Genomic DNA, 13,126 nt, shown 5'->3' with positions numbered 1-13,126 from the left:
CCGCTGACCGTGGCCGCCGCCGCGCGGCCGTCCGAACCGGGCGCTGCGGTGGTCGGCGTGCTGGGGCGCCACGCGCTGATCGCGGAACTGGCCTTCGACATGGCGCTCGACAGGCATCCCGGCGCGGGCGCGGCCGGCGCGAGGTTCGCCGAGGGCTAACAGGAAGGGGCGTCCAGGCGGCGGATGGTCACCGTCTCCTCCTGCGATCCGCCGGGCGCGCGGGTCACGCGGCGTTCCTCAAGGGTCAGGATGCGGCCGTCGCCGACGGCCAGCTCGGCCTTGCTCACCACCGCCCGGACGGCTCCGCCCGCGGTGCGGTTCGTCTCCCGCTCCAGGGCCACGACGCAGCCGGGCTTGCGGACGCTGACGGCGAGCGTCGCCTTGCCGGCGTCGGGATCCTTCAGGTCGCTCAGCCCGAGGGGTAGACCGCCGCGGGGCTCCATGAGCGCCATGATCACGACATCGCCCAGCACCATGTCCTGGGCGGTCTCCAGCGGGGGGCCGGACATCCGTTCATGGATCAGGCCGCGCACCGGGTCGGACGGAGGCAGGGCGGCGTCGACCCGCGCCAGCAGCCGCGTACGGTAGGCCGGCCAGTTTTCCACGCCCACGACCTGGCCCTGCGGCCCGAGGCGGAAGTCCAGGCTGCCGCCGACGGCCGCGTTCATGGCCGCGCCCATCGACGCGCCGCCGCTGTCCTGCAGGCTGGCTTCGCGCAGGGTGTAGCGCATGCGCGGCCCCTCGGGACCGACCCCCAGCACCTGCAGGTCGAAGACCATGGCGTTGGTCTGGCTCTGGCCGCCCTGGTCGTCCTTCTGCACGAAGCGCGTTTCGCTGCGATAGCGATAGACGTCGCCCGCCACGTCCGGCCGCGTGCGCACCTGCACGGTCTCGCGGCCGGCCGCGTCCAGCGTCGCCTGTGCGGTCGCCGGACCTGCGAGCGCGGCGACCGCCAGGGCGAGCCGGAGGGCGCGCACCTTTAGCGCCCCTGGAAGTTCCCGGCCCGCCGCTCGGCCACCGAGCGGACGCCCTCCTGGAAGTCCTCGGTGGCGCGCAGGATCGACTGGGCCTCGTGCTCGATGGCGGTCTGGGCCTTCACGTCGGCCGCGAGCTGGGCGCGCAGGGTCTTGCGCGTGGAGACCACGGCCAGGGGCGCGTTCTCGGCGATCTCCTTGGCGAGGGCGAGGGCGGCCCCCCGCAGGTCCTCGGCCGGGACCAGCTCGTCGACGAGGCCCCAGCCCAGGGCCTCCTCAGCCTTGATGCGGCGGCCGGTGAGGAACATCAGGCTGGCCCGCTGCTGCCCGACAACACGGGGCAGGGTGTGGGTCAGGCCGAAGCCCGGGTGGAAGGCCAGCTTCACGAAGTTCGCCACGAAGCGCGCCTCGGGCGAGGCCACGCGGAAGTCGGCCACGAGCGCCAAGCCGAGGCCCGCGCCCACGGCCGAGCCCTGGACCGCCGCAACGATCGGCTTCTCGATCGAGAACAGCCGCACCGCCTGGGTGTAGAGGTCGCCCACGCCGCCCATGCCGCTGGCCACCTTGTCGGTGGGGGAGGAGAAGTCGGCGCCGCCCGAGAACGTGCGGCCCTCGCTCTGCAGGACAATGGCCCGCACGCCGTTCGCGCAATCCGCCGCCTCCATGGCGTCGGCCAGGTCGGCCATGAACTCGACCGAGACGAAGTTGTGCGGCGGCCGGTCCAGAGTGACCACGGCCACATGCCCGTCCAGCGCGACCTTCACGTGGTCGCCGTAAGCGTCTTTCATCGTCTCGTCCCCAACAGGTTCCTGGCCACGACCCACTTATGCACTTCGGTCGGGCCGTCATAGATGCGCATCGTCCGCAGCTTCGCCTGCATGAGCTGCAGCGGTAGTTCCTTGGTCATACCCATGGCGCCGAAGGCCTGCATGGCCCGGTCGACGGTCTCATAGGCCATCTCGGTGGCGTACCACTTGATCATGCTGATCTCGGAGCGGACGTCACGGCCGTTGTCCAGCTTCCAGGCGCAGTCGTAGACCATCAGGCGCGTGGCGTGGATCTTGGTCGCCGCCTCGGCCACCCAGAACTGGATCGCCTGGCGCTCGCTGAGCGGCAAGCCGAAGGTCTTCCGCTGCGGGGCGTACTCGACCACCATCTCCATCGCTCGCTGGGCCATGCCGATGGACCACGCCGCCATCTGGATCCGCCGCGTGCCCAGCCGCACCTGCATGGGCGCAAAGCCCGCGCCTTCCTGGCCCAGCAGCTTCCAGCCCTCGACCCGGCAGTCCTCCAGGGCGATCTCGTAGCTGTACTGCCCGCCCAGCATCGGGATGCGGCGCAGGATGTTGAAGCCCGGCGTGCCCTTGTCGACCAGGAAGGCCGACATGCCGCCGCGGGCGCCCTTCGCCTTGTCGGTCACCGCCATCAGGATGGTGAAGTCCGACTCCGCGGCGCGCGTGATCCAGATCTTCCGGCCGTTGATGACCCAGTCGTCGCCGTCGCGGACGGCGGACGTGGTCATACCGGCCGGGTCAGACCCGGCGCCCGGCTCGGAAATACCGATCGCCGAGCTGATTTTCCCAGCGACGTAGGGCGCCAGGTAGGCCTCGCGCTGCCGCTCGTTCACGGTGGCCATCAGCATCCGCAGGTTCGGGCTGTCCGGCGGCAGGGTGTAGGGGGTGATGCAGCGGCCGATCTCCTCCTCGACGCCCACCATGGCGACCATCGGCAGGTCCGACCCGCCCACGTCCTCCGGCGCGTCCAGGCCGAACAGGCCCAGCTCGTGGGCCTTCTTATCCAGGCGCGCGTGGTCGTCGGGCGAGATGCCGAGACCCTTGCCCTCGGCCTCGCGGGCCATGACGCCCGTCTCGAGGGGCATCAGCTCGTCGCGGACGAACTTCTGCACCAGGTCCTTGAGCATCCGGTGCTCTTCCGAGAGCTCGAAATGCATCGCGCCTCCCTCCCGATCCTGTTTTCCGGCCATTGAACAGGCCCGAACGAACGGATACTAGCTCTGACTGAATTCGCCCATATGTAGATTGAATTTCCACATATGTGTTATGTTGAGCTTCATTCCTGAAATCGAAGCCGATTTTGGAGGGCGCGTGGCCGAAGGGGCGGTGAAGTCGGCGCAGCGGGCGCTGGAGATCCTGGAGGTCTTCGCGCGTCATCGGCGCCCGCTGGCGCTGAAGGAGATCCTGGAGGAGCTGGGCTATCCCACGTCCAGCGGATCGGCGCTGATGAAGTCGCTCGTGGCCCTGGGCTACCTCGACTACGACCGCGAGCGGCGGACCTATTTCCCGACCATGCGGATCGCGGTGCTGGGGAGCTGGGTCCCGGCCGCGCTGTTCGGCGAGGGGCCGCTGCTGGCGTCGCTGGAGGAACTGCACCGCAAGGTCGGCGAGACGGTCGTACTCGCAGTGCAGAGCGACCTGCAGGCGCAGTATGTCCACGTCATACATTCCGCAGAGCCGCTGCAGTTCCGGGCGCCGCCCGGCACCCTGCGGCCCCTGGCCCGTTCGGGCATGGGCCTGGTCCTGCTGTCGGCCAAGAAGGACGCCGAGATCGAGCGTCTGCGCCGGCGGATCAACGCCTCGGGCGACGGCGCCATGCAGTCGCGGGAGGAGCTGATGACGCGGGTCAACGAGGTGCGGGCGAGGGGATACGCCTTCTCCAAGAACAGCATCTCGCCGGGCCTCGGCATCATCGCGGCGGCGCTGCCCAAGGGCCCGTTCGGCCGGGTGGCGGCGGTGGGCGTCGCCGGGCGGGTCGGGCGGCTGGAAGAGAAACAGGATGCGATCGTGGAGGAGCTCCAGGCCATGATCCATCGGGTCGAACACACGTAGGGGAAACGCATGACCGCCAAGACCATGGCCCAGAAGCCCACCGGCCCGCTGAGCGGCATCCGCATCCTGGACCTGACCAGCGTGGTCAACGGCGCCTATGGCACCCAGATCCTGGCCGACCAGGGCGCCGACGTGATCAAGGTCGAGGACCCGGGCTCGGGCCGCGGCGATGGCGGCGACATCATGAGATGGGCGGGCCATCTCCCGGAGGGTTGCCCAAGGGGCATGGGCCCGATCTTCCTGACCATCAACCGCAACAAGCGCTCGATCCTGATCGACATGAAGTCCGAGAGCGGCAAGCGCGCCATGCGCCGGCTGATCAAGTCGTGCGACGTGCTGGCCTCCTCGGTGCGCTACGAGGGGATGAAGCGGCTGGGCCTCAGCTACGAGGAGGTGGCGGCGATAAAGCCGGACATCGTCTTCGTCCACGCCGCCGGCTACGGCTCGGACGGCCCCTACGCGGGCGAGCCGGCCTACGACGACCTGATCCAGTCGGCGTCCGGCTGCGCCGACATCCTGGGCCGCACCGACGGAAACCCGACCCCGCGCATCCTGCCGACGCTGGTGGCCGACAAGGTCTCGGGCCTCTTCCTGTCGCAGGCGGTAACGGCGGCGCTGCTGCACAAGGCGCGGACCGGCGAGGGCCAGTTCGTGGAGGTGCCGATGTTCGAGTGCGTGACCAGCTTCCTGCTTGTCGAGCACCTTTACGATCACACCTTCCAGCCGCCGACCGGCCAGTGGGGCTACCAGCGGGTGATCAACCCGAACCGCAAGCCGTACAGGACCAAGGACGGCTACATCGGGCTGCTGCCCTACACCGACAAACAGTGGGACCAGTTCTTCCAGGCGGCGGGCTACGGCGACCTGATCCAGTCCGACCCGCGCTTCGCCGACTACGGGACCCGCGCCAAGCACATCCAGGAACTGTACGGGATGATCGAGAAGGCGGCGGCGACCAAGACCACGCAGGAATGGCTCGACATCCTGAAGCCGCTGTCCATCCCGGTGGTGAAGACCAACACGCTCGACGAACTGCCGGACGATGAGCACCTGAAGGCGGTGGGCTTCTTCGAGGCGTACGAGCATCCGGACCTCGGGACCTATCGGCTGATGAAGCCGCCGGTGAAGTTCGCCAAGACGCCGTCGAACATCCGCCGCCATCCGCCCAAGCTGGGCGAGCACACCGACGAGGTGCTGGGGGAACTGGGCGCGGAGGCATAGTTGGGCGGGCCTTCTCCCCTTGCGGGAGAAGGCCACGAGGGCAGGCCGCTACGCCGAGCTTTGAGCCGGGGGTTCGGGCGCCGCCGCGTTGGTCGCACCCGGCGGATCGTCGTCCCATTCGGGCCGGTCGGGCGCCTGGGCATCGGGCAGGTCGCGCCAGCGGCGGGCGGCGGCTTCGGGCAGGCCCAGGGCCTGGCAGAGATTGGCGATGTGGTCGTCCAGGGTCTCGGCGCAGAAGTCGTCGCGCAGGCAGGCCGTGGCGAGGTCTTCGTTCAGGGCGTCTTCCAGCCAGGCGGCGGTGTCGTCGTCCTCGGCCTCGTGCCAGATGACGCGGGTCACCGCGCCACGCACGGCCGAGACCCGGCGTGAAATCTCCACGCCGCCGGGCTTGCGCGGCGGCTCGCCCGCCTTCGCCCGTGCGGCCTCGCGGGCGTCGAGCGCCTGCTGGCGGACCAGCCGAGCCTCCAGCGCCACGCACTGGCGCACCGAGCGCGATACCGTATGGAAAGCCTTCACGGCGTCGTTCCGCTCGGCCGGCGTCGCCGCGGCGTCCGCGTCGGCGAACGTCTGCTCGGCCAGCGCCAGGCCCAGCTCGGCCAGCCGAGCCAGGGTGCGCGCGTGCCGTTCGGCCATGTCGGGCGAGATGGACATGAACAAAAAGGGAACACATAGGGCGGCTGAGCGCAAGCTTTCACGCCGGCATGTGCGTCCGCTTTTGACGTGAAGGGAAGCCGGCTGGACCGCGTCTCAGGCGCCGCCGCCCGCCAAGCTGAGCACCCAGCTTCGAAACTCCGGGCCGGCGCCGCCCAGCGGGGTTCCATCCCGGGCGTCCCGCGGCGAATAGCCGAAGCGCCGGCGGAAGGCGGTGCTAAAGTGCGCGTGGCTGGAGAAGCAGTAGGCGAGCGAGAGCTCGGCCAGGCTGCGCGTTTCCCGCGGGTCCGACAGCAGCATGTGCGCCGCCTCCAGCCGCCGGCGCTGGATGTAGTTGGCGAGGCCGCCGCTGCCCCGGAAGGCGCGATAGAGCGTCGCGCGGCTGACGCCGAGCGCCTCGCCGATCGCCGCGGGCGTCAGCGCGGCCGATCCGAGGTTCGCCTCGATGTGGCGGCGGGCCCGGTACGCCACGCGCCCGTCGGCCAACGGCTCGGCCGGCGGGAGGGACGCAAGGCTCTCGGCGATCATCCGCAGGGTGGAGCGACGGATCACCGCCGCATCCTCGGCCCGCGCCTCCGGCAGGTGACGCACCAGGGCGACGAAGTGCTCGACGAGGATGCGGGCCGTGGCCCCGTCCAGGCGTCGCCCGTGCAGGTCGACCGGATGAGGTCCCATCGCGGAGACGGCCGCCCGCGGCGCCGCCACCAGAATGAATTCGGTCGGCCCCGCATCGGCCCGCCACGGCCGCGCGAAGTCGATCGCGCAGACCTGGCCGGGCCGCAGGTCGCATGCCCGGCCGTCGAAGTCCCCGGCCAGGTGACCCCGCGTGACCAGGCCGAACGTGAAGCTGTCGCGCCCGTCGTTCTCGATCCGCGACCGGGAACGGTGCAGCTCGACCGGCGTGAGGCGCCCGTGCGTGACCAGCAGGTCGCCCACCAGCCAGGATTCCGAGGATACGGCGAACTCCTCCTCGGCCTCGCCCTCCGGCAGGTCGACGTCGTAGGCGCCGATCAGGGCCGCCCAGCGCGCCCTGGCTTCACCTGCGGGGACCTCCTCGCTGTCGAAGGTGAGATAAGGTACGCCGCCCGTCACCGAGGCCCCCTGCTCCGCCGCCGGGCGGACGGATGGCGACCGTCGACCCGACCCACGCCCCAGTCTTGAAGGAGGATCCGTCCGGAGCAAGGGAGCGCTCGCGAAGGCAGGGCCAAGGTTGACCCGGCCGCCCGGTTCCGCGAGGACGCGCGCCGGGAGAAGGTCGGGAACAGGCCATGCGGGTCACGGTCAGCGGAACGTCGGGGTCGGGGAAGACCACCTTCGCCAGGACGCTGGCGAAGGCGATCGGCGCGCGGCACATCGACCTCGACGCCATCAACTGGCAGCCGAACTGGCAGGACCTGCATCGGGGCGACCCCGAGGAATTCAAGCGGCGGGTCGCGGCCGTGGCGGCCGAGGACGCGTGGGTGAGCTGCGGCAACTATTCGAAGGTGCGGCCGATCCTGCTGGCGCGGGCGACGCACGCGGTATGGCTGGACTATCCGAAATGGGTGGTGATGAGCCGGGTGTTCCGCCGCTCGTTCCACCGGTCGTGGACCGGCCAGGAGCTGTGGCCGGGGACGGGCAACACCGAGAACTTCGCCAAGTGGCTGGACCCGGAGCACCCGATCCGCTGGGCGTGGGACACCTATGCGCGCCGCCGCGAGCGCATCGACGCCGAGATGGCCGACCCGGCCCTGGCCCACCTGTCAAAGCACCGGCTGACGCATCCGCGCGAGGCAGCGCCGCTGATCGCGAAGCTGACGGCGGAAGCCAAGAGTTCTTTCCCGTAGGGGAAGGCGGCTCCAGATGTTCTTCTTTTGTTCTCAACTCTAAAGCTCTGCTGTGAGAGGCTCGATCGCGCTGGGAGGGGTGGCCTGGCGGTTCAAGCAAACGAGGAGCCGTATGGCGGGCACACAGTCTGCCGGCGCCGCGCGGGGCGCCGGAGACATTGACGACTGGATGGGTGATCGGTTTGCGCACTTGGACCGCATTGCCGATGGCGCCTACGAGGCAGGGCGGAGGCTGTGGTCGGAATCGACCCGGGCCGGCGGCAACATCACTGCGGCGCGGCCCGGCGATGTGACCGCGCTCGGCATGGCGCCGAAGCGTGCTTCCACCCCAGCTCCCGCACTCAGCCCTGAGATGCAGGAGCTGCGTCGGCAGCAGGCCGCCTTCAAGGGGGTGACGCGGCAACTCGATCACGACAACCGGTGGATGGCCGCTATCGCCCTAGCTCCCATCGCGGCGGTCGGCGGGCTGGAGGCGGTTCCGTATGCGATCGCCCGCGAGATCGCGTCAAATCCGCCGGGCCAACCGCTGCAGCTTCCTGGCCGAGCGCCTCTGCTGAAGAAGGGCGACACTTACTATGCGCGCAATGGTCGGCGGGAGGATATGGCGTTCCGGGAGAAGGTCCGAGCCAAGCCGGGGTGGGAGGCTCAGCCCCGAGTGAGGGTGGATGGCAGGCTGAAGATTCCGGATGCGAAGGCCCCGGTTCGTTCGACGGGACAGCAGAGGTTTCTTGAACTGAAGCCCGACACGCCACCCGGTCGTCGCGCAGGCGAGAAGGCGCTTGAGAAGTACAAGGATCTCGGCAAGACCCGGGTCGTCTACTACCGGCCGCCAAAATGAGCGCAAAGGATCTCGAGAGAGCGATCGTCGAGGTGCTCCACCCCGTGGGCTTCGTTCGGTTCAAGAGCCGGAGGGAGTGGCGCCGCGAACGTGACGGATACCTTGAGGAGGTCGACCTCCAGAAGTTCCGTTGGGAACCCGTCTGGACGGTAAATTTCTCGATCCGTCATCAACTTGCACGCTCGCGTCTCATCGAGATCACGGGTCCCGGCAACTTTGGCCTCGACTTCCCTATCAACGAACGGATCGGCTCCTTGCTTGGTCCGATGAGCTTGTCGTGGGGCGAGGACGATCCAGATGGGCCTCCCGCAATCCGGAGCCTTATCCAAGGGCATCTGCTGCCGTACTTCGATCAGATGCGAACCGGCGGGCCGTACATCGACCATCTCACGAAATACTACGGTCAACGGTGGACGCTGGTCACGCCGCGCCTGGAACTCGCCATCCTCCTGGCCGAACAGGGACGGGTTGACGAAGCCCGAAGCCTGCTCTCCGGCGCTCCGAATAAGATCAGCCCAATCGAGCGGGCCAGGGTCGCCGCCGTATACCGACACCTGTTCGGCGAAGACCCGCCGCAACCTACGCCGGCGTGAACACTGGGACCGGCGGGCCGCCTTCGGTGGGCTGGAGCTTCACCTTCACCTTCATGCCGATCTTAAGGTCGTCGGGCGCCACGTCGACGACGTTGGTCAGCACGTTCGGGCCCTCGTTCAGGGTCACGTAGGCCAGGGCGTAGGGGCCGGTGGGCGACTTGCGCATGATCGAGAAGCTGTAGACCACGCCCTCGCCGGGGCTCTCCTCCCAGACCGTCTGGTCCGAGTGGCAGAAGGGGCACATGGAGCGCGGGTACCAGTGGGCCTCGCCGCAGGCGGTGCAGCGCTTGATCAGGAACTTGCCCTGCTCGGCGGCGTCGAAGAACGGCTTGCTCTCGACGGTGACGGGGGGCGCGGGGACCGGCCGGGTCATCAGTTCGGACATCTTCAGGCCTCCCGTTCCATGATGAGCGTCGCGGCGCCGTGGCGCACGCCCAGCGAGCCGCCGGTGCCGTGGGCCAGGGCGAGGTCGCAGTTCGGCACCTGGACCTTGGGGTGGGCCTCGCCGCGGAGCTGGCGCACCGCCTCGATCACCTTGGTGATGCCGCCGCGGTTGGTGGGGTGGTTGTTGCAGAGGCCGCCGCCGTCGGTGTTGAACGGCAGCTTGCCGACGCCGGAGATCAGGTTGCCGTCGGCGACGAACTTGCCGCCCTCGCCCTTCTTGCAGAAGCCCAGGTCCTCGAGCTGCATCAGCACCGTGATGGTGAAGCTGTCGTAGATCGAGGCGTACTTGATGTCGGCCGGCGTGACGCCCGCCTCCTCGAACGCCCGCGGACCGGACCAGACCGCGCCGGAATAGGTGAGGTCGAGCTTGCCGCCCTGCTGCACCTTGGGGGCCTCGCCGGCGCCCAGGACGCGCACCTTGGGGCGCTTCAGCGACTTGGCGATCTCGGGCGAGACGACGATCAGGGCGCCGCCGCCGTCGGTGACCACGCAGCAGTCCAGCAGGTGCAGCGGGTCGGAGATCATCCTTGAGTTCACCACCTCCTCGACCGTGACCACGTTCTTGAGGAAGGCGTGCTCGTTCCATTGGGCGTGGTGGCTGGCGGCGACCTTGATCCAGGCGAGCTGTTCCGAGGTGGTGCCGTACTCGTACATGTGGCGCATGGCGCACATGCCGTAGGTGTTGTGGGTGGAGCCGCCGTAGATGTGCTCGAAGCCGGCCTCGGGCGGGCCGTCGCTCAGGCCCTGCGGGGCGCGGGGACCGCCGCCGGCGCCGGGACGGTTGCCGCCGTTGCGCGGCCGGCCGGCCAGGGTGATCAGCGCCACGTTGCACTTGCCCGCGGCGATGGCCTGGGCGGCGTGGCCCACGTGCAGGATGTAGGACGAGCCGCCGGTCTCGGTGGTGTCCATGTGGCGGACGTTCTTCAGGCCCATGTAGTCGATCATCGACATGGCGCCGAAGCCGGGCGCGTCGCCGGCGCAGAAGTAGCCGTCGACGTCGTCGAACCCGAGCCCCGCGTCCTCAAGGGCGCCCTTGGCGCACTCGGTGTGGAGCTGGGCGGTGGTCTTGTCGGGGGCGTCGCGGGTGGGGTGCTCGAAGGCCCCCATCAGATAGGCCTGGCCCTTGATGCTCATGAAATCTCCCGAAGAGGGACCCTGAAGAATGGGTACGGGCTTAGCCGTCCTGCGGCGCCGCAGCAATCGGACGTAGCGTCAGCCCCGGTGGGGGGCGCCCTCGTCCAGCCGCCGGCGGATGAAGTCGGCCGCCAGCTTGATCGACTGTCGGGCCTTTGGCGTGCCCATCCGCTCCCAGACGTGGGTCTCTTCCGACCAGAGCCGGACGGTCAGGTCCCCGCCCGCCTCGCGCACGGCGTCGGCCAGGCGCACGGCGTCGTCGTAGAGGATGTCGCCCTTGCTGGCGTGGATCAGCACGGGCGGGAAGCCGTCGAACCCGCCGAACATCGGCGAGGCCAGCGGGTCGGTGGCGGGTCGTCCGTCCAGGTAGAACCGCGCCACCAGCGCCAGGCTCTCCATGGTGTAGGGCGTGGTGCCGAGCAGCGAGGCGGCGGTGACGGACCAGCTCTGCAGCGACAGGTCGGCCCAGGGCGACAGCAGCACCACGCCGCAGGGCAGGGTCATGCCGCGGCTGCGCGCCTGCTGCAGGGCCGAAAGGAGGATCGCAGCGCCGGCGGATTCGGCCATCGCGACGACGGGCTCTTCCGGCCACGTCTCCTGGAACCAGGTCCAGGCGGCCAGGATGTCCTCGACCGCGGCGGGGCAGGGGTGTTCGGGGGCGAGGCGGTAGCTGGGGGCGAAGACCCGCGCCTGGGCCGAGGCGGCGAACCGCGCCACGAGCTGGGTGATCCGCGGCGAGCGCTCGGCGATGAACGAGCCGCCGTGGACGTAGAAGACGAAGCCGCGCGGCTCGGCGGCCTTCGGGGCGAACCACTCCGACGGCGAGGGCGGCGACGAGAGGCCCGCGCCGGGGCCCGCCTGGCGGATCGCCTCGGCCTCGACCCGCGCCATGACCGGCGCGTCGAAGCGCATGTGGATCCGGCGCTGCCGGGCGGTGTAGCGGGCCAGCGCCTCGGGGCCCTTAGCCTCGGCGCGGAGGCAGGCGCGCATGGAGGCGGTGACGATCCGCTGCATGGCGCGGTTGGCCAGCCGGCGCAGCCAGCCGCGCCATACCGGCGCCGGCCGGTCCATCTCCACCACCTGGGCGCGGCCCACGCTGGCCTCGCCGAGACTTCCCACTAGACTCATACTGGCACCGACTCGCACGCTACGATGGAAATCATGAGCGACGACGACGCCTTGGACCACCGTCTCCTGCGACAGGCCGAGGCCTACAGCCGGCTGTACCCCAGCATCCTGCCGCGCCTGAAGGCGGCGCTGGAGGCGGGAAACCCCGGTCTGCGCGCCCTGGTGCAGTCGATGCAGGCCGCCATGACCCAGGCCGAGGGGCAGAGGGCGCGGCAGCTTCGCGACGCCTGGGGCCTCAGCGCGCAGGAGGCGCGGGTGGCGCTGCGGCTCATCGACGGCGCCACCGTGGCCGACTGCTCAGCCGACCTGGGCGTGGCCGAGAGCACGATCCGCACCCATGTGAAGGCCGTCTTCGCCAAGACCGGCCGAACGCGACAGGCGCAACTGGCGTCCCTCCTGCAAACGCGGCCCGGAATTCCCGAATCCGACGAATAAACCTTTGTTAAGGTTGGCGAAAAAATAGCCGAAGGCCTCCCCCAGATTGGGGAGGCAGCACGCCGACGCCGCCCCTAGCCTCCCGCGAAAGTTGCGTATGGGGGCTTACAGTCATGGCTTTGCTCGTCGCCGGCGCCGCCGGCATCAGCGTCGACACGCTCAAGATCGACGACCTTCTGCTGGGGACCGCGACCGTCGCGACCTCCAGCGCCTTCACCCTCAAGGACGGGGACTGGCTGGAGGAGTTCCAGGGCCAGTTCACCTACGCCGGCAATGAGCTGGCCGGGGGGACGGTCACGGGCTGGAAGGAGAGCTTCAAGGGGAACGTCGTCTTCGAGGTGTCGGGCTTCTCGGTCCCGGTCGCGACGTTCGTGAACTGGGCGAACACGAACGACAACGAGGCCGCTCGCAGCACGATCCTGGGCGGGGCCGACACGATCCGGGGCTCGGCCGCGGCCGACAACCTGCGCGGCTATGCCGGCAACGACACCATGACGGGCGGCGACGGAACCAACTACCTGCGCGGCGACGAGGGCGACGACAGCATCACCGGCGGGTCAGGCTTCGACGACATCAACGGCAACGCCGGCAACGACACCTGCGTGTCGGGTGGCGGGGACGACTGGGTGGTCGGCGGCCGGGACAACGACAGCCTGGTGGGCTCGGCGGGCCAGAACCTGGTCTACGGCAACCTCGGGAACGACACCTGCGAGGGCGGGGACGGGACCGACATCGTCCGCGGCGGGCAGGACAACGACGTCCTGAACGGCGGGGCGGGCGACGACTACGTCTCGGGCGACAAGGGCTCGGACACCGTCACCGGCGGCGCGGGGGCCGACATCTTCCACACCTTCGGCGACGCGGGCGTCGACCGGGTTCTCGACTTCAGTCTGGCCCAGGGCGACCGCGTGCAGCTCGACCCGGGCACCCAATACACGGTGAGCCAGGTCGGCGCCGACACCGTCATCGACATGACCGGCGGCGGGCAGATGGTCCTGGTCGGCGTGCAGATGAGCAGCCTGACGGCCGGCTGGAT

16 protein-coding genes are annotated in these 13,126 nt (G+C 69.6%); 8 read left to right on the top strand and 8 right to left on the bottom strand.

Going from position 1 to position 13,126, the window contains the following annotated elements; genetic code table 11:
* The first annotated feature begins 9 nt into the window (after positions 1-9).
* Complete coding sequence (locus Q0L11_RS06605) at positions 10-159, top strand: hypothetical protein (protein WP_296596190.1); 150 nt, start codon at positions 10-12, stop codon at positions 157-159.
* On the opposite strand, the gene Q0L11_RS06600 is transcribed toward Q0L11_RS06605, so the two are convergent.
* From Q0L11_RS06600 to Q0L11_RS06590, 3 genes are read right to left on the bottom strand one after another with little or no spacing between them, the layout of a single operon-like run.
* Positions 156-977: a hypothetical protein gene (locus Q0L11_RS06600; protein ID WP_296596189.1), complete on the bottom strand. Its 822-nt coding sequence runs from the start codon at positions 975-977 to the stop codon at positions 156-158. The genes Q0L11_RS06605 and Q0L11_RS06600 overlap by 4 nt on opposite strands.
* 2 nt (positions 978-979) lie before the next feature.
* Positions 980-1,762, bottom strand: coding sequence for an enoyl-CoA hydratase/isomerase family protein (locus Q0L11_RS06595; RefSeq protein ID WP_296596188.1), 783 nt, complete (start codon positions 1,760-1,762; stop codon positions 980-982).
* The gene (locus Q0L11_RS06590) at positions 1,759-2,925 is read right to left on the bottom strand and encodes an acyl-CoA dehydrogenase family protein (protein ID WP_296596187.1); all 1,167 of its coding nucleotides are present in this window, start codon (positions 2,923-2,925) and stop codon (positions 1,759-1,761) included. Before Q0L11_RS06590 ends, Q0L11_RS06595 begins: the two co-directional genes overlap by 4 nt.
* 154 nt (positions 2,926-3,079) lie before the next feature.
* On the opposite strand from Q0L11_RS06590, the gene Q0L11_RS06585 reads away from it, so the two are divergent.
* A complete protein-coding gene (locus tag Q0L11_RS06585) occupies positions 3,080-3,820 on the top strand; it encodes an IclR family transcriptional regulator (RefSeq protein WP_296596186.1) in 741 nt (246 codons plus the stop codon).
* A gap of 9 nt (positions 3,821-3,829) precedes the next feature.
* Positions 3,830-5,041, top strand: a complete 1,212-nt coding sequence (locus Q0L11_RS06580) for a CoA transferase (RefSeq protein ID WP_296596185.1) — start codon at positions 3,830-3,832, stop codon at positions 5,039-5,041.
* Between the two features lie 48 nt (positions 5,042-5,089).
* Here Q0L11_RS06580 and Q0L11_RS06575 read toward each other — a convergent pair whose 3' ends face one another.
* Together Q0L11_RS06575 and Q0L11_RS06570 are read right to left on the bottom strand one after the other, a co-directional pair.
* Complete coding sequence (locus Q0L11_RS06575) at positions 5,090-5,692, bottom strand: hypothetical protein (protein ID WP_296596184.1); 603 nt, start codon at positions 5,690-5,692, stop codon at positions 5,090-5,092.
* A gap of 96 nt (positions 5,693-5,788) precedes the next feature.
* Positions 5,789-6,784: a helix-turn-helix domain-containing protein gene (locus Q0L11_RS06570; RefSeq protein ID WP_296596183.1), complete on the bottom strand. Its 996-nt coding sequence runs from the start codon at positions 6,782-6,784 to the stop codon at positions 5,789-5,791.
* A gap of 176 nt (positions 6,785-6,960) precedes the next feature.
* Here Q0L11_RS06570 and Q0L11_RS06565 point away from each other — a divergent pair, with 176 nt between their 5' ends.
* The 3 genes from Q0L11_RS06565 (at position 6,961) to Q0L11_RS06555 (ending at position 8,949) form a co-directional block, all read left to right on the top strand.
* Positions 6,961-7,518 carry a hypothetical protein gene (locus tag Q0L11_RS06565; RefSeq protein ID WP_296596182.1) on the top strand — a complete coding sequence of 186 codons (558 nt, stop codon included), beginning with the start codon at positions 6,961-6,963 and terminating at the stop codon, positions 7,516-7,518.
* Between the two features lie 112 nt (positions 7,519-7,630).
* Positions 7,631-8,356, top strand: coding sequence for a hypothetical protein (locus Q0L11_RS06560; protein WP_296596181.1), 726 nt, complete (start codon positions 7,631-7,633; stop codon positions 8,354-8,356).
* The gene (locus Q0L11_RS06555; RefSeq protein ID WP_296596180.1) at positions 8,353-8,949 is read left to right on the top strand and encodes a DUF4304 domain-containing protein; all 597 of its coding nucleotides are present in this window, start codon (positions 8,353-8,355) and stop codon (positions 8,947-8,949) included. Before Q0L11_RS06560 ends, Q0L11_RS06555 begins: the two co-directional genes overlap by 4 nt.
* Here Q0L11_RS06555 and Q0L11_RS06550 read toward each other — a convergent pair.
* The 3 genes from Q0L11_RS06550 to Q0L11_RS06540 all read right to left on the bottom strand — a co-directional run bounded on the left by Q0L11_RS06550 (position 8,936) and on the right by Q0L11_RS06540 (position 11,655).
* Positions 8,936-9,334 carry a Zn-ribbon domain-containing OB-fold protein gene (locus Q0L11_RS06550; protein ID WP_296596179.1) on the bottom strand — a complete coding sequence of 133 codons (399 nt, stop codon included), beginning with the start codon at positions 9,332-9,334 and terminating at the stop codon, positions 8,936-8,938. The genes Q0L11_RS06555 and Q0L11_RS06550 overlap by 14 nt on opposite strands.
* A gap of 2 nt (positions 9,335-9,336) precedes the next feature.
* On the bottom strand, positions 9,337-10,527 hold the full coding sequence (locus tag Q0L11_RS06545; RefSeq protein ID WP_296596178.1) for a thiolase domain-containing protein: 1,191 nt from the start codon (positions 10,525-10,527) through the stop codon (positions 9,337-9,339).
* A gap of 78 nt (positions 10,528-10,605) precedes the next feature.
* Positions 10,606-11,655: an alpha/beta hydrolase gene (locus Q0L11_RS06540; RefSeq protein WP_296596177.1), complete on the bottom strand. Its 1,050-nt coding sequence runs from the start codon at positions 11,653-11,655 to the stop codon at positions 10,606-10,608.
* Positions 11,656-11,688: 33 nt separating this feature from the next.
* Between Q0L11_RS06540 and Q0L11_RS06535 the strand changes: the two genes are divergently transcribed.
* Complete coding sequence (locus Q0L11_RS06535; RefSeq protein WP_296596176.1) at positions 11,689-12,090, top strand: LuxR C-terminal-related transcriptional regulator; 402 nt, start codon at positions 11,689-11,691, stop codon at positions 12,088-12,090.
* A 113-nt stretch (positions 12,091-12,203) separates the two neighbouring features.
* On the top strand, positions 12,204-13,126 hold a 923-nt coding region (locus Q0L11_RS06530), incomplete at its 3' end, for a calcium-binding protein (protein WP_296596175.1).

The sequence above is a fragment of the Phenylobacterium sp. genome, from assembly GCF_024508875.1.
GTDB lineage: Bacteria > Pseudomonadota > Alphaproteobacteria > Caulobacterales > Caulobacteraceae > Phenylobacterium.
Note: the sequence above shows the minus strand (reverse complement) of the source record. Positions and strands in the feature narration are given on the sequence as shown.